At 59.2% G+C, this 23323-nt stretch carries 20 protein-coding genes and 1 pseudogene; 11 read left to right on the top strand and 10 right to left on the bottom strand.

What is annotated here, in order from left to right:
- Nucleotides 1–14: 14 nt before the first annotated feature.
- The 6 genes from AB3X98_RS38540 to AB3X98_RS38515 form a co-directional block, all read right to left on the bottom strand.
- A complete protein-coding gene (locus AB3X98_RS38540) occupies nucleotides 15–1175 on the bottom strand; it encodes a hypothetical protein (RefSeq protein WP_368606224.1) in 1161 nt (386 codons plus the stop codon).
- Complete coding sequence (locus tag AB3X98_RS38535; protein WP_368606225.1) at nucleotides 1172–1669, bottom strand: hypothetical protein; 498 nt, start codon at nucleotides 1667–1669, stop codon at nucleotides 1172–1174. The genes AB3X98_RS38540 and AB3X98_RS38535 overlap by 4 nt, the downstream gene beginning before the upstream one ends.
- A gap of 1477 nt (nucleotides 1670–3146) precedes the next feature.
- Nucleotides 3147–3914, bottom strand: a complete 768-nt coding sequence (locus AB3X98_RS38530; RefSeq protein ID WP_368606226.1) for a hypothetical protein — start codon at nucleotides 3912–3914, stop codon at nucleotides 3147–3149.
- Nucleotides 3915–3956: 42 nt separating this feature from the next.
- Nucleotides 3957–4784 carry an NAD-dependent deacetylase gene (locus tag AB3X98_RS38525; protein ID WP_368606227.1) on the bottom strand — a complete coding sequence of 276 codons (828 nt, stop codon included), beginning with the start codon at nucleotides 4782–4784 and terminating at the stop codon, nucleotides 3957–3959.
- A gap of 36 nt (nucleotides 4785–4820) precedes the next feature.
- Entirely contained in the window at nucleotides 4821–5057 is a 237-nt protein-coding gene (locus AB3X98_RS38520) for a hypothetical protein (RefSeq protein WP_368606228.1), read from the bottom strand.
- 45 nt (nucleotides 5058–5102) lie between these two features.
- Complete coding sequence (locus tag AB3X98_RS38515) at nucleotides 5103–5723, bottom strand: hypothetical protein (protein WP_368606229.1); 621 nt, start codon at nucleotides 5721–5723, stop codon at nucleotides 5103–5105.
- Nucleotides 5724–5877: 154 nt separating this feature from the next.
- On the opposite strand from AB3X98_RS38515, the gene AB3X98_RS38510 reads away from it, so the two are divergent.
- Complete coding sequence (locus tag AB3X98_RS38510; RefSeq protein ID WP_368606230.1) at nucleotides 5878–6042, top strand: hypothetical protein; 165 nt, start codon at nucleotides 5878–5880, stop codon at nucleotides 6040–6042.
- Nucleotides 6043–6264: 222 nt separating this feature from the next.
- Here the strand turns inward: AB3X98_RS38510 and AB3X98_RS38505 are convergent, their stop codons facing one another.
- The gene (locus AB3X98_RS38505; RefSeq protein ID WP_368606231.1) at nucleotides 6265–7836 is read right to left on the bottom strand and encodes a hypothetical protein; all 1572 of its coding nucleotides are present in this window, start codon (nucleotides 7834–7836) and stop codon (nucleotides 6265–6267) included.
- Between the two features lie 286 nt (nucleotides 7837–8122).
- Here AB3X98_RS38505 and AB3X98_RS38500 point away from each other — a divergent pair, with 286 nt between their 5' ends.
- Together AB3X98_RS38500 and AB3X98_RS38495 are read left to right on the top strand one after the other, a co-directional pair.
- Nucleotides 8123–8797, top strand: a complete 675-nt coding sequence (locus tag AB3X98_RS38500; RefSeq protein WP_368606232.1) for a hypothetical protein — start codon at nucleotides 8123–8125, stop codon at nucleotides 8795–8797.
- Nucleotides 8798–8885: 88 nt separating this feature from the next.
- Nucleotides 8886–9989 carry a helix-turn-helix transcriptional regulator gene (locus AB3X98_RS38495; protein ID WP_368606233.1) on the top strand — a complete coding sequence of 368 codons (1104 nt, stop codon included), beginning with the start codon at nucleotides 8886–8888 and terminating at the stop codon, nucleotides 9987–9989.
- A gap of 166 nt (nucleotides 9990–10155) precedes the next feature.
- Here the strand turns inward: AB3X98_RS38495 and AB3X98_RS38490 are convergent, their stop codons facing one another.
- On the bottom strand, nucleotides 10156–11985 hold the full coding sequence (locus AB3X98_RS38490; RefSeq protein WP_368606234.1) for an AAA family ATPase: 1830 nt from the start codon (nucleotides 11983–11985) through the stop codon (nucleotides 10156–10158).
- A 55-nt stretch (nucleotides 11986–12040) separates the two neighbouring features.
- Nucleotides 12041–12256 (bottom strand): hypothetical protein, encoded by a 216-nt coding sequence (locus tag AB3X98_RS38485; protein WP_368606235.1) that lies wholly within the window; start codon nucleotides 12254–12256, stop codon nucleotides 12041–12043.
- Nucleotides 12257–13065: 809 nt separating this feature from the next.
- Here AB3X98_RS38485 and AB3X98_RS38480 point away from each other — a divergent pair.
- From AB3X98_RS38480 to istB, 4 genes and pseudogenes are all read left to right on the top strand, one after another.
- The gene (locus AB3X98_RS38480) at nucleotides 13066–13803 is read left to right on the top strand and encodes a hypothetical protein (RefSeq protein ID WP_368606236.1); all 738 of its coding nucleotides are present in this window, start codon (nucleotides 13066–13068) and stop codon (nucleotides 13801–13803) included.
- Between the two features lie 322 nt (nucleotides 13804–14125).
- The gene (locus AB3X98_RS38475; protein WP_368610415.1) at nucleotides 14126–14455 is read left to right on the top strand and encodes a hypothetical protein; all 330 of its coding nucleotides are present in this window, start codon (nucleotides 14126–14128) and stop codon (nucleotides 14453–14455) included.
- Nucleotides 14456–14542: 87 nt separating this feature from the next.
- A pseudogene (gene istA, locus AB3X98_RS38470) lies at nucleotides 14543–16037 on the top strand (IS21 family transposase).
- Nucleotides 16034–16876 carry an IS21-like element helper ATPase IstB gene (gene istB / locus AB3X98_RS38465; RefSeq protein ID WP_368606238.1) on the top strand — a complete coding sequence of 281 codons (843 nt, stop codon included), beginning with the start codon at nucleotides 16034–16036 and terminating at the stop codon, nucleotides 16874–16876. Before istA ends, istB begins: the two are co-directional and overlap by 4 nt.
- A 79-nt stretch (nucleotides 16877–16955) precedes the next feature.
- Here istB and AB3X98_RS38460 read toward each other — a convergent pair whose 3' ends face one another.
- A complete protein-coding gene (locus AB3X98_RS38460) occupies nucleotides 16956–17312 on the bottom strand; it encodes a hypothetical protein (RefSeq protein ID WP_368606239.1) in 357 nt (118 codons plus the stop codon).
- A 398-nt stretch (nucleotides 17313–17710) separates the two neighbouring features.
- On the opposite strand from AB3X98_RS38460, the gene AB3X98_RS38455 reads away from it, so the two are divergent.
- From AB3X98_RS38455 to AB3X98_RS38440, 4 genes are read left to right on the top strand one after another with little or no spacing between them, the layout of a single operon-like run.
- On the top strand, nucleotides 17711–19036 hold the full coding sequence (locus tag AB3X98_RS38455) for a GTPase-associated system all-helical protein GASH (protein ID WP_368610414.1): 1326 nt from the start codon (nucleotides 17711–17713) through the stop codon (nucleotides 19034–19036).
- Nucleotides 19033–19980, top strand: coding sequence for a hypothetical protein (locus tag AB3X98_RS38450; RefSeq protein WP_368606241.1), 948 nt, complete (start codon nucleotides 19033–19035; stop codon nucleotides 19978–19980). The genes AB3X98_RS38455 and AB3X98_RS38450 overlap by 4 nt, the downstream gene beginning before the upstream one ends.
- A 2-nt stretch (nucleotides 19981–19982) precedes the next feature.
- Nucleotides 19983–20816 carry a hypothetical protein gene (locus tag AB3X98_RS38445; RefSeq protein WP_368606242.1) on the top strand — a complete coding sequence of 278 codons (834 nt, stop codon included), beginning with the start codon at nucleotides 19983–19985 and terminating at the stop codon, nucleotides 20814–20816.
- A gap of 16 nt (nucleotides 20817–20832) precedes the next feature.
- A complete protein-coding gene (locus AB3X98_RS38440) occupies nucleotides 20833–23316 on the top strand; it encodes an effector-associated domain EAD1-containing protein (protein WP_368606243.1) in 2484 nt (827 codons plus the stop codon).
- Nucleotides 23317–23323: the final 7 nt, after the last annotated feature.

Here is a 23323-nt window from a genome sequence, read left to right as displayed (position 1 = left end):
CTGACCTCGCTGAATCAATGTACAGTAAACATGACAAATTGTTCGTGGTCCACCGGGGGATTGTCCGGAGTGGTTTTGTAGCTAAAAGCGATATCAATCTTGTAGGTATCCGGCTTCAATTTCGGGGTGGCTGGCAACGTGACCGTAATAGACCGCGAGTCGTCTGGCGACCTTTTGCACGTGGCGTTTGCGACGATGACGACGTCCGCCGTCGTTTTAATCGCGCAGCTCTTTATCGCGTCAATTGGCTGACTAGCCCGTAGAGTGATTGCCGTCATTCCTTTGACGATATTCTGGCTAGACGGGGATAAGACCGGCGGACCCAAGGTCAGATTCACGGTCTTAAAATCATGTTGCGTGTCGCCCTCCAGCTTGGCTGCTATCAATTCGACTTTAGGCGAACCATCGTTCTCGCGCGATTCGTTCACCATGTACAACACGGCGCCGTGCCTTTCGGGCAGATCGTATTCCTGAGAATCCGCCCATGTTTGCGCTCCAAACGACGAATTTCCTGTTGGAGCAGGCGAGCTACTGGCAACGGGAGCCCCTGCCGTTGCCGTATAGGAGCCGGTTTGAGCTGCGCCCCGCGTCCTAAGGAGGACCGCCTTGGCGTCCTGCAGCGCCGCAAGGTCAGCGTCGGCGGTGGCCTGATCGGCGTTAAGCGTCGCGGTAGAAACTCCATTCTTGATATCGGCAGCTACCAGCGCGCGCTGCTTGTCATAGGTGCTTTGCGCTGTGTCCGCATTATTCTGGGCCGTGTTGACCGCAGACTGAAGTGCGACCATGTTCGCGTTGCGAATGTTGGCGACCTGTGTCTCGGCCGTTGCCGCGCTAGTTGCGAACTGCTGGCCGATTGCACTGGTGTCCTGTTTGTACTCTATCGCTGCGAGAGTCTGATTCTGGTTCAGCGCAACCTGATACGAGTAACTGCTGAAATTCGATGACGTGTCAATTGCGTAGCTATTATCAGAATCCGCCAGGAAGAGGACATTGACCAGTACGGTGTCATCTGCTTGGGGTATTACCTCAATGACCGGTTTGGGTAGCGAATACACCTGACCCACGATGGTGTTGCGATTCTCCGGAGTTATCTTGGTAGCCGTGATGCTTGCGCACCCATAGAGTATGACAAGCATTAGCGCTGCGCAAAGTCTGTAGGCGATGGTCATTTTCACTTCCCCTGGCTCAACGCGGGAACCTGTATCGTCGCCTTGGCTTGGCCGCCGTAGAATTTGAGCGTGCCCCCTTCGACAACGATTTTGTAAAGATACGGACCGGGGAACGCAGGGGACTCGGCCGCCAAGGTTTTGCTGATAAGTGGAAGTGCGGACTGTACCGCTGCAATCAGGGCCTTTGGAACTGCAGTGGTGTCACCGGTTTCTATCGTGTTGGAAAGGACGCCATTCTGAAAATACATGGTCAGCTCAGAATGGCCGCCCACCACCTTGGGTTGAGCAGCCATTTTCGCAAGCTGATCCGGGAGGTACAGAATTTGCCATTTCAGGCCGCCTCTACCGTTGGAATAGACGAGCAGGTAGGGCGCATTCCGGTAATATCGAATACCTGTTTCTATGTTGTCGCTTGCAACCGGGTGGTGGGAAATGGACGCGCTACATCCGAACAGGCAACACGCCCACGCGATGTGTGCAGTCTTTTGCAGTTGCATCATTGTCTCCTTACGCTTTTGTCATCCTATTCGTTGCAAGGAATAATGCACAATAAAGGTAATCGTAAAATAACATCTCATACGCATTACTGATAAATCAAAAGTGCGAAATGAGAATGCGGAGTCGCTTCGCTCAGACCGTTATCCTGTTTTCAAACGAACGAAGTTTGCGAGCAATTCGCGCCGGGTGCAGCGCTGACAAACCACGCGGCTTCCGTCCGCGCTTTTGGTCGAGATCACGCTGATCTTCTAAATCTCGTGAAGGCTTTAATCTGTGCGCCAGCAGACATAACGGAGTTGACTCTGCTTCGCGTCAGGGAAGGGGGAAATGCGCGGCCGGTTCGACTGGCCTGCTTGCCGGTGACTTCACATCGTGGCGAGGCGCTCGGATCAACTGCGTGGACGCTATGCGAGCTACGTTTAGCGCGCCGAAAGTTTCCTGGCGCAGCACGGCGAGTCCGCCGGCGTAGAACACGACAATTCTGTCAATCTCAGATTCCTGCGGAAAGCCCCGTCGCGCAACGAAAATGGTCCGTCGGATTGACATATTTATTGCCGCTCGACGGAGGGCGAGCAAAAGCTGGGGAGGGCACCGAGAAGTGCCGCGTGTGCTTCCTGTGGTGGCGCAAGTGCTTCGATGGAGTACGCTACTCGGTCTCGCAACGCTGGGAGCCAAGCTATGCGGCTGATCATCGAAGCAAGGTTGGTCGACAACGAAGGTGGCCCGGTCGAAGAGGGCGACGGAGTCCTGGCCATCGTTGAGCGCCCAGACCGTAGTCTTGCCGAACTGGGTCTAACTCTCGCGGAAGGGCGGTCGCTGCTGGCAAAGGTGCAGACCGAACTTATTTCGAAACAAGTACAGTGGGGGCTCTCAGGCCAGACTCATTGTGGGGGCTGCGGTGCGGCCTTGAGGCACAAAGACAGCCGCTCGACGGTGCTGCGCACCGTCTACGGCAAAGTGACCATGAAGAGTCCGCGGCTCTTGTCGTGTGCATGTCAGGGGAGTTCGCAGACGGAGCGGCGTGTAGTGCACCCCTTGTCGAAAGCACTAACCGGACGCGTCACGCCGGAGCTGGAATATCCTGAGGCGAAGTGGGCAGATCACTTGCCCTACCGGCAGGCGACTGGCCATGCTCAAGGAAGTGCTGCCGCTAGAAACGGTTTCGTAGTCGTTGGACGCGTCGAGCGTACAGGTGGCGGTGAGCGACGACTACCTTGCCAGCGACACAGCCTGCTTCACGGCGTACCTATTCCAGTCCTGAAAAGGCGTGAGATTCGACCTGAAAGTTGTTGTCGCTCACGGGCGCATCCTGGAACTTCGGCGCGAGCGCGAACCTGTAGCGGTGGATGAGTGGACTATCCCGGTACCTGGTCGCGGCGCTGAACGCTAGCCGAGAATCACTGGGCCTCACGTAGCAGGGCGACAATGGGCCTTGCGGATTTGCAAAGGCGGATCTTGACCTTGAAGGGGCGGTCAGCTTTAGCGCGCCGCCCGCCCCAGGTATTCAGCGAGCCCCATCGATCGCAACAGATCTTCTGCGCTGTCATACGTCGTCCATTGTTCGTCGTCGTCAGCGAGCGCTTTCAAGCTGTTCGCCAGACCGGCCTTATCAGTGGGCGACCCGCCAAACGAAATCTCATAGAGGACACCGTCGATAACCTGGCCGAGCGTTGGGCTTACGTGCACGGTCCGATGCGCGCCGAGGAAATTTTCGGCGTCGTCGTCGCCGTGAGTCACGTGGACTTCGGTCTCGATCCGCGCGGGCAAGTTTAGCAGATCTGCCAGTGGGGAATACGCAATCGCATACCGGATCCGGTTTCCCTTTTCATAGCTGCACCCCGAGAATTTGAATTCCTCGCGCAACTCGAATCCAACTCCGCGAAGGCACAGGCGATGACGCTCGGTGACCAGGCCAGTCAGGTTGTCCATCTCCCAGTCGGGACACAGTTCAAGGTACTCTATCCCCTCCGGGTCATATTCGCCGATGTACGGTCGAGCACTCACTTCGCGCGCTTCATCGAGGTACTCGGATGCGTGCATGCGCGCGAATACCTGGAGCAGGACCGGATTCGATTCCAGAAGCGCGAAGATGTCCCGCACGTAGACTTCGCCCTCAAAACGCACGGAGTCCATCAGGTAGGAAACTGCGTTTTCAGTGACCTCGGTGTCGAAAGCGTTCCCCGTTTCGTCAACGGCTGCGTTAGCGTATTCCAGCTTGCCGCCAGTCTTCAGGACCAGTCCTTCCATGGGTTTTCTCCGAAACGGCTCCAGTGTCGGTCGACTGCCGCACTACCTGCTGATCATCAACCGCTCGTCCAGCGCCTTCAACACGTCGAGCGCACGCCCAGGCAGACCAATACCCTTCCCGGGGTCAATCGCGTAGTCGTCGGTGTTGATCCTTATGATGCGCGGACCATCGCATTCGCTCCGATCCCGCACGGTCGGAATGGCACGTCCAGCCCCCAGTTCTACGACGATCCACGGGTAGTTAGCCATGAGCCACGCATTTAGCCGCATTCTGCGTATCCGGATTCGGTAGTCAAGCCACGCGTCATCGTCGAACATCAGGATGTTGGGACGCGCCACTCCACCGCATCGCGGACATTTCGGAATCGGCGAGATCAGCAGACAACGCGCCTCGTCGACCACGGGATGGAACTCGTCGGCCGGCCAGACGTCCTCCGAACATGGCCTTGCGCATTGCAGGGCGTGAATCGTGCCGTGACATTCGAGGACGCGGCGCTCGGCAAAGCCCGCCTTCTGAAAGTGGCCGTCAACGTTGCTCGTAAAGACGAATGCACCGTGCTCCTTCCCGTCGCCCCAGCGCCGAAGGATGTCGAAGCCGGCATGTGGCTGGACACGGCGATAGAGATTTAACCGATGGCCATAAAATCCCCACGCGAGCTCCGGACGGGTAAGAAACAGGCTGCCGTTCGCAATATCCGGGAAGGACATGCCCTCCGCCTGCAAGGCGGGATAGGCCCGCCAGAATCCATCCGCGCCACGAAAGTCCGGCAACCCCGAATCGACGCCCATGCCTGCCCCGGCCGTGATCAGGATTGCGTTCGACTCGCGCAGCCACCTGGCTGCGGTTTCAAGTTTTTCGTGAAGTTCCATACGCGCCCTGTCCAATCGATAAAATGATGTCGCCGCCTAGTCGATCGCCCAGCCCGCGTTTATGAGCGCGTCGACAGACTCATAGAACTGCAGGGTTCCCTCGGCACGATCCCGTACAACAATCTGTGACCCGCCCGGCCCACGGAAGCCGGCAACGCCGAAGCGGCCATCAACGTGTTTGAGCGCCACCAGGAGGTCGCGCACAGACGCATACTCGACGAACCAGGCACGCGTCATTTCGGCAAGTTCCGGGGACCATTGGCTTCGCATCATGGCCTTCTCCTTTTCAATCAGTTGATGCGCGCGACAGCGCTACCGCTAGAACGCCGGCGTAGCTTTGGACAGGTCGTAGACCATAAAACTCGGATCTACCTGGTTGGCAACCCGATAGCGAGCCCACGAATCGACGACCGGTGCCGCCAGATCACTGGGAAAACCGTCCGGATCCAACAGATCTTCTTCATCGACATGAATGACGGCGCCAATGCCGACATGCTCAAGAAAGCTTTCAGTATGGGCCACGCCGCTGAAGGGGACCGGCCACTCCGAATCCGGATCCTGACCTCTGAGCGTTGCCGGGCCGAGCACAAAATCCCGGACTACGTTTCGCGGCACGATGTGCTCATGACGGAAGGCCTTTCTGTAGTCCTTTCGCTTTCGATTGTGTACCCAATGGTCCAAAGCGCGCGCCGACCAGAAGCGGCAGCCGCCCGGTACTTCGTCGTAGCCCGAGACTGCGACCCGCGTTGTCTCGATCCCTGGCGCGGCAGCATTCCTGGGAAATCGATCGTATTTGCCTTCCCATTCCGGCAATGCGGCGGTAATGTGCTTCAGCGCCGCGCGCTTCGTTGCGAACGCGAAGCTCTCGGTGTTCCTGACATGGAAGAGGCACTTCGCCATGTCTGCTTTCGACTTGTAATATTGCGGTGCTGCGGGCATGTCTGTATCCCCCGTTCGTTTTGTTATCCGACCCAGAAGCATGCGGGCTTGCCGGCAATATTACGCTGGCCGAAGGACAAATCGTGTCTCGAATCCTCCCTATTCACCGCGCCACGGCAATTCCTCCGCCGTCCGCCGACTAGCCGAGAATCAGATGCGCTTCACGCAGCAGGGCGACAATGGGCCGTGCGGGTTTGCGAAGACGGACCATGAGGTCTTGCACGAAGGCGGCGACCGGCACCGCCGGATGGCCGTCTTCAAAGTATTCAAGCAGACGCTGAACCTGATTGGCCGAAATTTCCAGCCGCACGCGCTCTGAGCAGACGCGCAACCCGCTCACTCTCCGGCATGGGTCGGGATTCCAATGCGGCGTCGAGAGCCTCCGGCATACGGTTCGGGCAGCATCCGGGAGTGCTGGTCCGGCAACTCCATCAGCCCTGAACGGTGAGCTCACGCATGTACTGCTAGATCGCAACCTTTTCCGAATCCTCAAAGGTTGGCTTGTGCAGCCTCCCCGGTCGCTCGCGGGCTCGTTGCCCGCTCAACGATGCAGCAGCACGTGCCACACGTCATCGTTGTACGCGGTAAAGGCGCCTTGCGTTTTGGGCGTATTCCATGTTCCCGCCATCAGGTCCGGCTTGCCCGAACCGAAATTGCCATAGCTCAACTCGACCGGCGTGTCGATGTCGCCGATACCCAGTTGGGAAGCTACCGTCGAAAGATCTGCGCCGTTAAAGACATCCATGTACTGCATCCGGCCGGCTGCAAACTGCAGGACCGGCTTCCACGTTGTCATTGCGCTGAGCGGGACCGGCCGGATGGGAAGCAGCTCGAGCTGCTGCTCCCCGTCGTTGGTAAGCGTCACCGCGCGAATGGACGATACAGAGAAGTTGCCACCGTTCGCCCGCACGTCGATTCCCGGAACGCCCGCGGATGCGGTGATATCGGTGAAGTTGCCAGCCCCGTCATTGTGGATGAGCTGAAGCCGGGTGATATTCGTTCCTTCCCACATTACCGCGAGGTCGGGATGCCCGGTACCTTCGAAGTCGCCCGCCACGATGTTCGAGACGCCGAGGCTGATCGTAGACGCCGTGCCATTGCTGCCCGTCGTGTAGGGGATGTTGGCGTACGCCGCCGGAATCGGAATGCTGGCGTAGCGCTGATAGGTCCCGTTGACCAGCTTGTACATGAAGACGGCGTGCTGTTGGCTCAAAGCGGTGCCGGAGCTGTAGGTCCCCGCCACCAGATACGGCGCGCCGCTGCTGTCCAGATCGAGCAAGGCTGCCGTTCCCGGACCGACGTAGTCGACGGTCGGGTCGGAGTTCGTGTTCGTGTGAAAGGCCAGTTCAGGCGGGATCGAAGCCGTGTGCACGGTGAACTTGCCGGTGCCATCGTTGACGAGGAACTGGATGCCCGAACCCTCGACGTTCGGGCCGCCCAGACGGACGAGCACGATCGTCTGGCCACCCGGCACGCTGGCGTGATAGATGGTGCTCACGTGATTGAAGTTCAGGGCCTGTGGCGGAAGGTTGGTCGCGGATACGTCGACGAGCTTGCCATCCTGATTCAGGAGGAGCTTGTTCGTCTCACCGTCGAACCCGGGATTGGCAGAGTCCTTGTCCTCAAGCCCCTGGTCGCTGATGAACACGCTGTCCGCACCGGACTTGTTGAAGTCGCCCACCAGCACCGCATCCGCAAAGCCCGTAGTCGGAATGGTCCCGCTGATCGCTGTGGACGTGGCCAGAGAAAAGTGACCGTTGCAGTCGCTCGTCCACACCTGGACGGGCAGTTTCGGATAGTTCTCATAGTAGGAGGGCGCGGCGAACATCGCGGGACATCCGTTCCCGCCGAAGTTTCCCACCGCGAAGCCACGCGGGTTCTGGTTGGCGCTGACATAGGCGTTGCCGGGCGACTTCGCGTTCGCAACAGGGACGGCGTAGGTGTCGCCGCCGCCGGTCTCGATGGCAGGCAGGACATAGTTGAGTGCGAGGCCGACCGGACGTTGAGGTGTCGCCTCAACGGTGCTCCCCCCCGCGCTGCCCCCGCCCCCGCAGGCGGACAGGAGAACCGTGGCTGCGGTGAGCGCCAGTGCTGCATTTTTCTTTGTCGTCATGGGACTGGTTGGTGAAAGTTAGCGTTGTTTCTGTTACGAGCCGTTACGGTTCCGCTGCGGCGGCAAACCTTTTCGCGCGACTGTCGCGCGCCGTACAGAAAGGTCATGGAAGCATCATTCCATTCCAGTGGGACAAAACTTGTCTCACGGGTCTTGTTGCACTCGAGTTTTGCTGTCATGATCCGGCTGGCATGTGTCGCGGACGCCAGGCCGTCATCATTCATTCGTCGTGACACCGCGCAAGCGAACTCGAAATTTCACAAAACACTTGATATGGGGACCGGGGATGATTGGCGACGCACGCGAAATGATCAGTAGCGTTCTGAACAGTGAGCAGTACCTGCAAGAACTCAAGACGATTCACGCTTACCATCAGAACGTCAAAAACGAATCGCGCTACCGTGACGCTTTCATCAGGGTGTTCAAGGACGCCTTCGGCAAGCAGGGCTTCATGGCCTATGCAGAGGTCGACAAGGTGGACCTGGTCATCATCAACCTGGAAACCGACAAGCGTTGCCATGTCGAATTCAAGTATCAGTACACGTTTGACATGTACGCCGAAACGGGGAGGATCGAGAAGAATTTCGACCGTGTGTGCGCACGGGCGAAGGAGAAGAAAGGGGGTGTCGCAGAACGGATTGTCGCCGATTGCATGAAATGCGACTTTTTCATCCTGATCGTCAAGGACCGTGCGGGTCACCCCCAGCAAGGCATGCTGCCGGGCGGCGTAGCCGCCTGTTGCATCGAAGATCAGCGCTATCTCGACCGGATCGTTGAATCTCGTCCTGACGAGGCCGGAAGCGCCTGGCTCTCGCCGACCGTCGACCTGCTTCGGAAAGCCAGCGACAGGTTTGGTGGCACCCTCGTCGAGCAACCGATCAAGTTGATGGTCAGCGAAAGCGTCGAAGCGCCGCTGACCAGCTACATCTTCCTGCTGGATCGTACGGACATGCGTCGCTAGACGCTAACAGCAGGATGACCCGCAGGGCATCGCGCTGGCGAGCTGGCGATGCCACTGCGGGCCCGGATTCCCAAAGCACTCCACGGCCATGCTGAAATACGATCCAGCTGATCTCCTTAACCTGTTGCCCGAAGACGGCCCCGGCGTCCAGGGGTTGACCACCTCACAGGTGCTCGAGAGGGCACAACGCGCGGGGCTACCGTACGGGTACCCGCGGGCAGTTCATCGTGCGCTGTCCGCGCTTGGCCGGCTCGTCTTCCATGACGAAGGACCGGGGCGAACCTATCTGTGGAAAAGAATGGCTGGCTCAAGCGGCATGGCAGCCACCGGTCGCAAGATGATGCGCGCCGATGAGGCCGTCGCCCTGCAGCTGCTCAAGCGGTTCGCGTGTAGCCAGATGCCAGCCCTTGTGGCCGATGAACTGGCGCCCCTCATGGACGTGGCCGGGGAGGTACTGGCCGCGTTTCCGGAGAGCGCGACGCGAGCACAGCGCAAGTTCAGAACCTGGCTCAGCAAGGTGGCGGTCGAGCCTGGCAACTTCACCCTCCGACAGCGGCCCATTCCGCGCGATGTCTTCGCGGCCGTGTCGCAGGCGCTGTTGATGGAGAATGAACTTGAGTTCCGATACCTCTTCCGCACGGGCGACCCGTCGGTTGCGGGGGAGGAGAAGGTTCGCGTGGTGCATCCGCTCGGGCTCGTGGAAGTGGGTGGGATTGGCTACCTCGTCGCCTGCACGAAGGCACGCGCTACCCCGGCGATGTACCGGCTCGATCGCATGCTTGCCGCGAGGATGCTGGATGTGACGTTCAGTTATCCCGCGGCCTTTTCGCTCGAGTCCTACGTCAAAAGCCAGCGACACTTCGACTTTTTTCCGGAAGGGGCAATCAAGCTGGAGCTCCGCTTCCACGCATCGGCCGGCGACCACCTTATCGAAACGCCGATGTCCGATGACCAGACTGTGAACCGGGCTGGCGATGCGCTGGAGGTGTGTGGCACTGTGACCTCGAGCAAGCGCCTGCGCTGGTGGATCCGCTCCTTTGGGCCTAACGTGGAGGTGCTCGGGCCGCCAGCGTTGCGCGACGAATTCGCCGGCGAGGCGAGGGCGCTCGCGGAACGCTACGCGAACGCCTCGCGGCGCCAGGCCGCGATAGAGGGCGAGCCCCACCGTGCCCGCAGGCGGCGTGCCAAATAGCCTCGTGACCGGCTACCAGTGGCACACGCCGTTCATACGAACCCTGGCGACCGGCGCGTGCCATTCCTGAGCAGGCACTCCGACTCAAGTGCAGAAATGAAGCTCGAGGGGTGAGTGAGCCTCCGGAACGCGTGCTGACGCGCTACCACCGCGAAGTCGCCGGGCGTCAGCGCCTGGAGAGCCGAGAGGCGGGCGCGAAGACCCGGATCAGGCGCATCGAGGCCAAGTGCGGCACAATGGCGGCACAGCAACTCCCACGCGCGCTCCGGCAGCAGATAGCCGAACGACACCTTAAGGTCGAACCGCCGCAATGAGGCCGGAAGCTGTCTACTTCGTCGATCAGAAGCAGCGCGCCCTCGCGTTCCGCGGTCCTGAACGCACCTGCGATGTTCTTTTCGGTGTCACCCACCCACATGGACATCAGGTCGGAGGCGCGCTCAACCTGGAGCGGTATATCGAGCCGCCGCGCGAGCCAGCGGCCAAACGCAGTCTTGCCAGTGCCGGGCGGCCCGTAGAAGCAGAGGCGCCCCGCGCGTGCCCGGACGAGCCCTTGCGTGACGTGTTGCAGATCGACGTCCGAATGGATGAAGTCGGGGTCGTACGTGTCGGGCTGCACGTCGCCGGAATTACCGGTGGGACGATGACCCTGGGCTTCCAGCGAGTTATCGATGAGCCGCTTCATCGCAGGCGCCACATCGTGCGGTGCGAGATCTTCGCGGATCGACTGCACGACCGCCGCGGCGCGAGTGACCACCGCGGGCGCCAGTCCATCGGACGCTGCCAGCAGATCGACTGCCCGGGCGTCGAGCAAGCCATCACAGGCGGCGGCAATGATCTTCGCGCGCTGATGGCGAGGCGGGACGGGGAGCTCAAGCACCATGTCGAAGCGCCGCACAAAGGCAGGATCGACACCATCAACGGAATTCGACACCCAGATCGCCGGCACGGGGTTGCCCTCGAGCACACGGTTGATCCAGGCCTTGCGGCCCTGGGCAGTGCTCCTGCGGCCGCGATCGCCGTCACTGAACACGTCCTCTGCCTCATCAAAGAGGATCATCGAGCGGCGATGTCCGAGAAAGCTCTGGGCGGCGCGGAACGCCCGCAGGCGGCGCTCTCCGTTGATGGGATCGCCCTCCGCATCCTCGCTGGCGACGTCAAAAAGTTCGCAGCCCGTTTCAGCGGCCAGGACGCGCGCGAGTGCGGTTTTGCCCGTTCCCGGCGCGCCATGGACAAATACGTTGACGCCCTTTTTGCAACCCGCGACCGCCCGTCGCAGGTACGGGACAAGCAACGACAGGGAACCGTCAATATGGTGGTAATCGGCAAGCGCAAGTGTGGCGGGGAGGGACGTCGACACCCTGTCGCGCAGCAGCTCGATCGGGTCCGCGTCCGACGAAACGATGTGATCGGCAAAGCTGTCAGAAAGCAGTTGCAGCTTGGAGCCGAGCAGCGTCGTCCGGTTACGGTCGACGCTGACAAGTCCGGTATCGGCAAGCACGCCGTGCGAACTGAGCGCGGCGCGGACGACTGCTTCGGGCTGGTCCAGCAAGACAGAAAGCACGTGGAACGTTTTGCCGGACGAGAGGCTCCCGAGCAGGTCCCCCGCATCGTCGAGCAGCCGCTCGGTGCGCAGGGCCACGACAAATTCAAGAATGCTGGAATCTGCCGCTGAAAGACCCGCGAGTTCCGCCAACCGCTGAATATTGCTGCTGGCGCGTGAGGACATGGGCGTGCCGTCGAGCGTGGCCTCGGCCGACAGATGCAGCTTTCGCAGCTTTTTTCGCGCCGCAGCCGCGGAGAAACCGTCGTCCTCGTTATCGATCCACTCGCCGAGGCCCAGCGCTTCCGCGAGCTGATCGTCACTGAAGCCCCCACGCTGGACAAACGCGTTCTGGCAACCGAGAAGAACGAGCAGGCGCAGGATCCACAAGCGGACCTTGGGCGACAGGGCGAGCGAGGAGGGTCGCCTGTAGTCGGGAATTCGGTAGCTGGTCATGGTGGTTTCCGGCTCCTGGAGGCTGCGAGAGGTAGGGGTGCTGAGCGACGCCGCTCTATTCGCGATTTGCTTTTGCGATGAGGGCGACAAGCTGGTCGCCGGTGCCGGCAATCCGGCGAAATACGTCGTAGGTCCGGTTCGACTTCGGATCAAAGACTCGGCGGCGTTCGCGGTACTCGTTGTACGCTACTCGAGTGCCGGCCGACGTGGTCTCGATGGAACCGATGACACCAAGGCGGGAATCGCTTACGTATTCGATGGGCGTGGACATCACTCCGTTTTGCTTGATGATTGCATTGTTGCTGCGAAGTGTGATTGTGGGACCGAGGTGGGACAAAACCTGTCTCATGGGCAGCCGGTCACCCTTATGCATTCGGCGACTGCCGGTCAGGATCTGTCGGCATCCTGCGTAGATAGTTGAGTACCTTTGCTGGAGACAGGAAGAGCATCAGTGGCGGAGCGCAACCGCAGGCTGTCACACTGAGCTGGTCCAGATGCGATCGGGACGCGAACTTTGATCTGTAATGTCAAATCTAGTGAAACTACGTCGTTGGTCGCGTGACTGAATCGCAGTGGCTGCTCGGGCGAACAGGTTGACTCACCCCGGCAACCTCGCGGTTCGGATAGTGGGATAGCTACAGAGTTGGTGGTCGATGAACGCCCGGACGAAGGACCGTCGGTCTAGTGCGAGTGCCAACGTACATATCGGTAAGGCTTGTTCGATGCCCACTGCTGACGTCGCCCCGGTGTGCGACAAGGCGGGCTGGCACGCGTTGAGCAAGCTCTGCAATAACGTTCTATGCAGGACGTCCTGCGCGACCGCCCCCAATTTGGTGCGGGCGGCTGGGATCGAATCGGCGCCATCGGCATGGAAGGGTAGGCGCTCTATCGAATGAGCTCGGCTCGCGGAGACGAAAATAACTAGCAAGGCACGTGCTGGCAGGGCGTCAGAAACGATAAAGCTTAGTGGGATTTTTTGGCCGCGCCATAGCAAAAAACAAAAGCACATAGTATCGTTCGCCGACGATTTTTGTCAGACGAACCCGCGATACACTAAACACCGCGCTAACCAAAGAAAAAATGCTCAACCTTGGTAATATCCTCGACTACCTCGAAACGTGCCGCCCCTACGGGCAACAACGCTACCGGGCACTGGTGGCGGCCAAGATGATCGGCTGGTTTCTGTTTATGACCAGTCTAGTATTCCTGGTCGAGGAAAAATACGATACGTTGGGATCAGCCGCGGTAGCCGAAAAGGCAATCATCGGGCACATCAGTTCGAATGCACTCCTCATTGGCGCACTGCTCCTGTTTGTTGAATTCATCATTCGATTCTGCATAGACATGGCAAAGGCTGTCAAAGAGTTGAGGGAGAAGAAGTCGATGAGTCGTCTCAGACTGGAGACGGATGAAGCGCATGTCCAATATCTTCTGGAACAGTCGGAACCATCGCTCGAGTATGCTCGGTTCTACTTGAAGCAAACGGCGTCGCGCACGGGAGAGTGGATTGCGCATGGATTCGGCAATGCGGCTGCGATTCTTCCGCTCAGCGTACTGCTGCTTTCCATGGCCGGCCAGTTAGGCCTAGTTGGCTGGTTTGCGCCAATTCTGACAGCGGGCCACCCAATCAACGGAGCGCTCATTCGCCCAATTTTCTTCGCTTGCGCGCTCATTCTTCTTGCTTTCGCCGGTGCATACGGACTCTTGGCACAACAGCGAAGAAACAGCTACAAGCTTGATCTAATCGAGATGGCTCTAACGCTGAAGTCAGTTCGGCAGGATAAGTCACGTACGCGAGCGAGACGCGACAAGCGCTGACAAGCTGCCGCCGACTCTCGGATTCGAAGTGCAGAAGCCTGTGAGGTGGATCGCTTGGCGAAGGCCACTCGTGCCCCGCAGTCGCCAAACTCACTCCCAACAATCCACATACCGCGAGCCGCTGACTCACAAAGGACGCGCTAGATGGGCTTTGGAGGGTACCAGGCAGCGACACTCGGGTGAGGAAGTATCTTCCAAAGCGCTGTCTTCGACTTGCGATAATTTTACATATCGGCTCTCATTCCAATGTTCAACTCGATGACGGCATTGGATACCTTGGCCGCAGCCCAGCTAACCAGTCTGATTCCTCCCAGAGCGCTTAGTGGGCTACGGGCTCGCCTTTGGCAGCGCGGCAGCGACTGTCTTCGCTGCTCTGCGGCGCATGTCAAGTATCGACAAAGGCGTGTCAGTCGTCACGAATCGCAAGGAAGGAATCGCGCTCTTGCGCAGCAATCCAATCGTTAGCGCTGTTGAACACGAGCATCGCGAAGTGCGCGACATTTTGCTCCAGTCCAACGCCAAACCAATTCCCTTGCTGGCTGACGCTCACCTCTGCCCCACGTTGCGAATTTCGAACCTGGGGGGCGACAATTATGTTGGCCGGTCGTTGACGTTTGTTTTGGCCGGTGGTGAGGAGTCGGAGGCGGCGTAGCCGCCGGAGACGACGAACCACCGGCGGCGCCGTGTCGGCGGGGCAATAGGATGGCTGATCGATTCTTAAAGAAGAAGCGGTCAGCACATGTCTGGAACCCGCATCACCGACCAACAGGTTCGCCTCTATATGAACAAGCGCAAACACCATCCGCAGGAAGTCGCAGCCGCCAAGGCAGGAATAAGCGTGCGCAGCGCACGTCGCATCGAGCGTGACGCGACGTTGCCATCCCAGAAGCCGCGGCGCTCCTGGCGCACCCGTCCCGATCCGTTCGCCGATGTCTGGGACAGCGAGGTCGTGCCGTTGCTGCGCAACGCTCCACATCTGATGGGCATCACGATCCTGCGCAAGCTGCAGGATGATCACCCGGGCTGCTATCCCGAGAGCATGCGTCGCACGCTGGAGCGACGCATCTCTCAATGGCGGGCGCTCGAAGGTCCCAGCCAGGAGATCTTCTTCCCCCAGGAACATCAACCCGGCGTGCGCGGGCTGTCCGACTTCACCGATATGAGCAAGCTGTGCGTGACGATCGGCGGCGCACCGTTCGAGCACCGGCTGTATCACTTCGTACTGGCATTCTCGCGCTGGGAGTACGCCTGCGTGGTCGAGGGCGGCGAGAGCTTCGAAGCCCTCGCCAACGGCTTGCAGAATGCTCTGTAGCAGGCGGGAGGTTGCCCGCGCGAGCATCGCACCGACAGCCTGTCAGCCGCCTTCAAGAACCTGAGCGAGAAGGAAGACTTCACGACCCGTTACAAGGCGCTGCTCGATCACTACGACATGCAGGGCACGCGTAACAATCGCGGCCTGGGCCACGAGAACGGGAGCGTCGAATCCTCGCACCGGTATCTCAAGGACGCAGTCGATCAAGCCCTGATGCTGCGTGGCCATCGCGACTTCGGTGACCGTGCCGCCTACGACGAATTCATCCGCGAACAGGTGATGCGCCGAAACCGGCGCTGCGCCGCCGCGTTCCGTATCGAGCGCCAGCAGCTTCAGGATCTGCCGGAGTACCGCACCACCGACTTCGTCGAGGAAGAGGCTCCTGTGACCCGCTGCAGCATGTTTACGGTGCGGGGCATCCTCTACAGTGCGCCGTCGCGCCTGATTGGCCACCGGCTGAAGGTGCGCATCTACGGCGACCGGCTCGACTGCTACCTGTCCGGCGTGCTGGTCCACAGCACCGCACGGGGCTCGCGTGCGCACGACAACCCGCCACGCGCTTGATTACCGCCACTTCATTGACTCCCTGAAGCGCAAACCCCAGGCATTCAAGGGACTCGCGTTTCGTGACGCACTGTTCCCGCGTGAGGCGTACCGCAGAAACTGGGAGCAACTCGATGCCCGCCTGTCACAACGCGACGCATGTAAGACGATGGTCGGCCTGCTTGAGCTCGCGGGCCTGCATGGCGCGCAGGCCGTACTGGCCGGGCAGCTTGATGCGATGCTGGAAACCGGCGAGCTTCCCGATCTCAAGGCGCTGCGTGACCGATACGCACCCCGTGAGGCGCAATGTCCCGATGTCGAGGTTCAGATGCCGCCCGTTGCCGTCTATGACGAACTGCTCGAGAAGGTGGCAGCATGAACGCGCCCGCGAATGATGGTGGCCGCCTGGCCCTGATGCTCAACGAGCTGCGTTTGCCAACGATCGGTAGGTTGTGGCCCGAGTTCGCTGAGCGCTCGGACAAGGAAGCCTGGCCGGCCGCACGCCTGCTCGGCGCACTGCTAGAGCACGAGCTGGCCGAACGCGCTAAGCGACGCATCGAGCGGCACCGTACCGAGTCGCATCTGGACCCGACCAAGACGCTCGCCGCCTTCGACTTCGGCGCCGTGCCGATGGTCTCAAAAGCGCATGTCACAGCGCTGGCCACCGGAGAGTCATGGCTGGAGAAAGGCGCCACGGTTCTCCTGTTCGGCCCGCCTGGGGTCGGAAAAAGCCACCTGGGATCGGCTATCGGTCATGCATTGATCGACGTCGGCTACCGCGTGCTGTTCACGCGTACCAGCGAGCTCGTCCAGAAGCTGCAGGCCGCGCGCCAAAGCCTGCAGTTGCCTTCCGCGCTGGCCAAGCTCGATCGCTTCGATTTGATCATCCTCGACGACCTGTCGTATGCCCGCAAGGACCAGGCCGAAACCAGCGTTCTGTTCGAGCTGATTGCCGAGAGGTATGAGCGAAAAAGTCTTCTGATAACTGCAAACCAGCCGTTCTCTGGCTGGAATGACGTGTTCCCCGACCCCGGCATGACGGTCGCCGCCATCGACCGGCTTGTGCATCACTCGACGATCTTCGAACTCAATGTCGAAAGCTACCGCCGCCGCAAGGCCGGCGACAAACAGAATGCACGGCGGCGTCAATTACACGACGACAACCCTAGCAATCCGTTCAGCGACCAGTTGCCTGACGACGGCAACGATACGCAGTAGCAGTGGGCGTCAACTACACGATCACGCAACGACAACTACGAAGGAGCAACGTCAAACATGACCTGATACCCAACGACAACTACCCCGTTGACCGGCCAAAATAGTTGTCGCTGACCGGCCGTGCTGCTTGACGCTCTCTACGAACCGAAAACGGAATGAAATGCCGAAGCTCAATGGGCTCGGAGGGGCCGATTTCAAAACGAACTGCGAGGACCAAGTCGACGGACGCGGTTCGGCGACTTGTGCGCGGAATTTCGTCCTTCTGGAAGTTACCCCCGATCATGCTTCCCCAAGAAATCGAATCGTGAGGAAACCCGTGATATTTGATCACGGCTTGCCGCAGCGATTCCGCGACAGCAGAAAGTTGCTCTTTCCGATCGACCTCCTGACCGCGTACGGCATTGAGCCGTGCGCGCAGCTCGGTAAAATTCCCCATGCGATATCTCCTTCTTCGAAATGGCGCGGTTGCGTTGTGCCACCAAGTATATTTGCCAATGCCAAGACTTTGAATCTCCTCAAGCAAGATATGCGCGTTGCATAATTCGGCTCATCTCTGCGCGTGAGGGCAAGTCCCCCGTTTCAAGCAAACGATTGCGCGTTTGACCCTAAGCGCTAATTCGCGGTGGCGCCGGCGGGGTATGCTTGCCCGGCGAACTCGTATCGGTAGCCGTCCGTCGTTGTCCAGGCCAGCAATTGACCAACCGCGGGACGTATCTGACCGGCTTCTTGAAACCGGTACAGTGCCAGCTTGTTGGAGCGTCTTGGTCTACCCAAAGAGGCGAGCGCTTTTCCGGTATTATTGATGCAACAAAAAACTACGGGAAAAGACGCGAAATGGCTGAAGCAGGCGAAGAGTATCTTTTGCGGTTTTTGGAAATCGGTGTCGTCAACGTTAATGGCGACGATGACAAGCTCAACAGACTTCGCGCCACGGCCAAGGATATCGCCGTCGTAGTGGTCAAGGACCCGGCAAACGTTGCGCTGTTCACTACGGCGGCTGCCGACCCAGGAACACTCGCGTCCGACCCGTCCATTGCGGGCGGCATGGCCGTCGTCAAAAAGCACTGGACAACCGTCTCGAATACCTTCTCGTCTACACCCGTAGCCGTCGTCAGGGCAGTTCTGGTAGATGCGTTGGTCGCGGCGGCTCGCCAAAGCGACTCGGTTGCGGTCGCGTTTGTCAACACGACGCGTAACGTTCTGCCGCATGTCGAACTAGGTGATGAAGAGCGGGTTTGGATTGACGCGGTGCGGGAAATCGAAGAGCAGGTCGATGCACGCGCAGAACAGGAATGGACTACGCCAGAGAAGATTGAAGTGCCCAAAATGGCTTATCAATCTCCGGAACTCGTGGCTCACGGCGCGCCAGAGATTGAGATCGACCGGAAAGATCTTGAAGGCGAAATCTTAAAGTCGACATCGCCATGGGCAAGCGGCAGCCGGAATTCGCACAACTGGCAACAAAACCCTCAGGCGTGGGTTCAGCTATTTTCGACGGAAATGAGCAAAGTCATTGCGGCTTGCGTTGAAGGCGCAGTTCAGCAGGTCGTGACTGAGCCAGTCGATCTTGGGGAGCCGCTTAAAGGGTTGTCCACTGCTGTGACTTCGTATGTCGAGAAAGCCCTCGCATGTTTTGAAGGTGCCACCGCTGGACTGCAGCGGCGCACGAATCTTTTGTGGTGGAAGGAAGCGCTGTATTCGCAGAGCGTGCGCGCGAGCTATCGTAGTCTTCCGGTGTTTGAGGCGGCGTCATTGATGGCACTGGACCTTTTCGAGCAGGTACCTACCTTCTCGCCGGCGAGCGTAGCAGCATTTCTGGAGGAAGCGATTCTTGAGCTTCCCGGTGTTGACGAGTGCGGGAAAAAGCCGCTATCTGAACTGCTAACGCTCACACACGATAGCCAAAACGCTGCCCCATTGCGGGAAGTGGCGTCGGAACTCTTTGCAGAACCCGCTGGGCACGGTCCCGTGCTCGCAATCGTTGGGCATGCAGGAGGCTCGACGCTAGCTGGTCCGCACTCAGTTCGTGACCTGGCTGGGATCGAAGGCACGACTGCCTTAGGTCCAGCTGAGTGGGGCTCAATGCTGTTTCGTGAGTTGCAGGCCGCGCGTGCAACGACTGTCACACCCCAAAAGCGTTCGCGGAGGAGGCCGGCATGACCACGCCGGGATGTCCTCACCCTAATTGCTTCGCGCCGGATTTGAGCTGTGCACTTGGCAGCATGCAATTGTCAGATTGCGAGGCGTGGAATGGTAAAGCGTCGTCGGGCGATACGCCTGCGGAAGCGAGCGAGGAGATTTTGCTGCCCTGGTCAGGCGATGCCATGGGGCTGTCCGACCTGAATTTCGTGAGCGGCCGTACGAAGCCGTTGACGGTTGGAATCGCGGGGCCGGGTAGCGCTGGGAAGACGACGCTACTTGCCTCCTGGTATCTGCTCCTCGGCAGGGGGCTGTTACTTGATGACCAATGGTATTTCGGAGGTTCCTACTCGCTTCCGGGGTGGGAAACCGTTGCTTCGAGCTTGACTTTCGCGGCGGGCCAGTTGCCAACTTTTCCTCCCCACACGACGAGTCGCGGCGCGCGCGCCCCGGGACTGCTGCACGTCGCACTCCGCAAGCGCGATGGACGTCTGAAGGACGTCGTATTCGCTGACTCACCAGGCGAATGGTTCCAGCACTGGGCAGTGGACGAAGCCGCTGATAACGCTGAGGGTGCTCGCTGGGTAGCGAAGAATGCCGACGTTTTCTTGCTGATAGCTGATCGCGAGGCGCTCTCTGGACCGAAACTCGGGACGGCGCGCAATGCGTTCCAGTTGCTTGCAAAGCGTATCGCGGCGCACCGACGCGGACGGCCGGTGGCGCTCGTCTGGACGAAGGGCGACATTGACGTCGATCCGCAAATGGAATCCACCATCCGGCGTGCCGTCAGGAACGACATCCCGGATGCGTCGGAGTTTTCTGTCAGTGTTTTTGCGCAGAATGGCGAAACAGGCGTGGGTTTTCAGGATCTGTTTGCATGGGTCCTCGAAACGCGTCGTACGGGTGCGAGACTGGAGTCGACCTCGACTACCGTCGACCCGCTGTTCATGATTGGTCGGAGGTAGACATGGAAGCAAAGCATCGCTCCATATTATTAATCGGAGAGTCGAACGTCGGGAAAACGCACTACGGTGCCCAGTTTCTCAAACGACTGATCGTGCAGGGCTGCGAACTCGAGATGAATGGTGCCGCCACGAATCTCCGGCCGTTCGAAGATGCAATGAACTGCCTCGCGGAAGGCAAGGCCACACGCCATACAGCTGCCGGGTCCTACGTCGAAAGTGTTTGGCCCATCGTCGACCGTCAGAAACGTCAGGCCGAGATGATCTGGCCAGACTACGGCGGGGAGCAGATTCGGGATCTTACAAGGAACCGCGTGATCCCGGCGCCTTGGCGAGATCGAGTCAGTTCAGCTAGTGACTGGATTCTCGTTGTTCGACTCAACACGGTCCGCCAGGCAGAGGATATTTTTACCCGGCCGATCTCATCGCTGGGTCAGCAAAATCCAGATGCTCAAGCGCAGCGTCTGTCGGATCAAGCGAGGCTGATTGAATTGCTTCAGATTTTGCTGTATGTGGCGGGCTTGGGACGCGAGACCAGGCTGAGCGTACCCGGCCTCTCGGTACTGCTTTCGTGCTGGGACGAGCTTGGTCTCGCGGCGGGCACGAAGCCGGCCGACGTTTTAAAGGAGCGCGTCCCCATGCTCTTTGCGTTCCTACAGTCGACCTGGGAGGTACCAGATATTGTTGGATTGTCGGCACTCGAAAAGTCGCTGACGGAGAACGATAGTGATATGGCGTATGCGACGCGGGGACCGGAGCATTTCGGGTATGTAATCTTGCCCGACGGCTCGCACTCGACTGATATCACATTGCCGGTGCAGCGGCTCTTGATGGCGTGACGATTGCGATGGTGAAATGCGAGTAGAACAAGCGATTCACGGTGAAGTGGAAGGAACACACAGTCTGCGCGACGCGAGTGGACAGGAGCAGTTAGCGCGAGACATTGCAAACCGGATGGACCTACCAGTGGCAACGCCACCGGGTGCGGTTTGGTCGTCCTTTGTCAGCGGTTTTCCCTTTCGCAAACATTACGTTATCGCGCGTACCTTTCCCGATCCCACTGCGGCACGTGGCGGGATGGTCTTCGCTCACGCGTTGCTCGCACCTCTGGACGAGCTTTGCCACTGGCGCAATGTCAGTACGCTGTTCGACCGCCTCCTCACCACGAGCAAGTGGACTAGTCCTATTGGCGCCCTCGAACTCATTGAGGAGCCGACGATTCCCGAAACCAGTTCCGAACTGTGCGGAATCGCGAATGCCTTGGCGGCTCGCGGCGCTGCACCGGTTGTCAGGCTTGGCTGCGACGAGTTCGAGAGGGTGGTTGCGTCGCTTTGGGCGAACCTGTGGGCGGAAGCAAGGCAACATTTCTCCTTTCGTCTCAGCTTTGGACCAGACGACCTGTACGAGATGCCCTGTCCCGCCGTTGTATGCACACCGTCGTCGCTTGCAGGCCGATGGATGAACTATCGGGTCGCGGCAGCTTCGGACAAGGCGCCACAATCTACCGCTGCACGAATTCTTGCCGGCAGTGCCGATGCTTCGAAATTGCTCGAATTCGGACGGGACCTGCCCGTTAAACTTGGGGATATTGGCGTTCTACGTCACTTGGAGAGTATCGAGGCGTTGTCCCGAAGTGACGTTCTTGGCGAGTTGCTTACGGCCGTCCGTTTCATTGACAGTATTTGCCTATCATCTACAGGGTCGGCAACCAAAAGCGACATCCTGAATCGGCTCTCATCCACACTGATGACCGGGACATGCGAAAGCATCCTCGCAATGAGAAATCTATCCTTCTCGGCATTCCCTTCTTCGGAGATCATTTGGTTGGCGATGGAAGGATGGGTAGCAAAGCACGAATTTCGAGCTCGCGACGATGCTCACCATCTTTTGATGCTCGTTGCGGCCGTCAGGGCAGGCGGTGCAGTGGAGCTATGGCGGAGCGCATTTCAGCGCGGCTTTGCACAAGCTGTGCGGTCAGAGTCAAGTGATCTTGCTAACGCCATATGGCGATGGCTTTTGGAAACGGAAATCAAACCATCCGAACTGTTCGCTCTCCTGCCCCGCGAATCAGCGTTAGACTGCTGGCTGGCGAGCGCAACACCTAGGCATATCGACCGTACACAGGCTGAGGAACTTGCCGAGCTGGCTTTGGATCGCGGATGGGTGATATCGCACGGTGCCATTCTTGCGGCATTCCTCAAACCGACGGAGGCGGTATCGCGGCAAATCGGCGTAGACCAAGCGCCGGCTAGCGTCGCCGGTATGCGCGCTGCATTGAGAAACGCGAGCCAACAGGACGTTCTGGATTGTGCGCTGGATATCTCCGATCCGAGATTGCTCGACATGGCTGCGACGGCTGTGGCGGATGATCCAGCGATTCTCCTGCGTGCCGACTACACGCGAGTCGAAGTGCAGAAGGTCTGGGTTGCCGCCATTGTAAAGAAGACGTCGGCGTGGACTGCCCCGCCTGATCCGGTTGCGACGCGAAATCGCATCCTTGATGACATCGTCTCAGGCGCTCGAGATGCACAACTTGCCGAAGCGCTATCGGGAACCCCTCTCGCGGACCTGACTGACTATCCTGAGCGCGAGCGCCTCTGGGGGCGACTGAAAGGCAAGACGCAGGAGCGGTACCTTCAAGCTACGTCTATCGAATGGTTAAAACGAGCGAGGAACGGCGACGAAATCTACAGGCCTGACGTTCGATTGCAGAATCAGATTCTTGGTCTTCCTGAACTGACCGAGATGCTGAGAGATCGGGCGACTGATTCCGCGGCTATGGTCCGTGCAATTGAGCTGTTGGCGGGGTTTCCCGAGGAACGTCTTCGTGATTGGGTTACTCTGTCTGGATCCGCAAGTCTCCGCTTGTCTGAGGCCCAATCCGAAGCTCTTGGCCGACTCGTGCATGCGCGACGCTGGAAGGGCGTCTGCGACACGCTCCTTTCGCTATATAAGCGAGGTAGATACGATCTGAAGCCAGCACTAACTGCATGCAGCGATATGCTCGGTTACGCGGACAAGTGGAAGCTTTCCTTCTATGCCCCGACTTCGGATGAGAAATGGGAGTTCTTTACCCATCTCGCGGCTAAGCTTTATCCGAATGGTCCTGCTGATGAAGAATTGTGGGCGCGTGCGGGCGGACGCAACGCAGATTTGCCGCGTTATACAAGCGGCGCAGCAGCCTGGCGGTCGACCCTGCAGAAAGTCCGCTTTGGTCACAATCCATCGGCCCGAAGTCTATTGGAAGAAATGATCAAGGATTTTGGCGGTAACGACGAGCTTCGCTTTCTCCTTGCCGATAGCGATATTGCCGGTCAACAAGCACGCGAGTCGCGATGATTGTTAC

The organism is Paraburkholderia sp. BR14312, assembly GCF_040948675.1.
Taxonomy (GTDB): domain Bacteria; phylum Pseudomonadota; class Gammaproteobacteria; order Burkholderiales; family Burkholderiaceae; genus Paraburkholderia; species Paraburkholderia nodosa_A.
The sequence above is the reverse complement of the archived record's forward strand: the minus strand, read 5'-3'. Positions and strand labels throughout refer to the sequence as shown.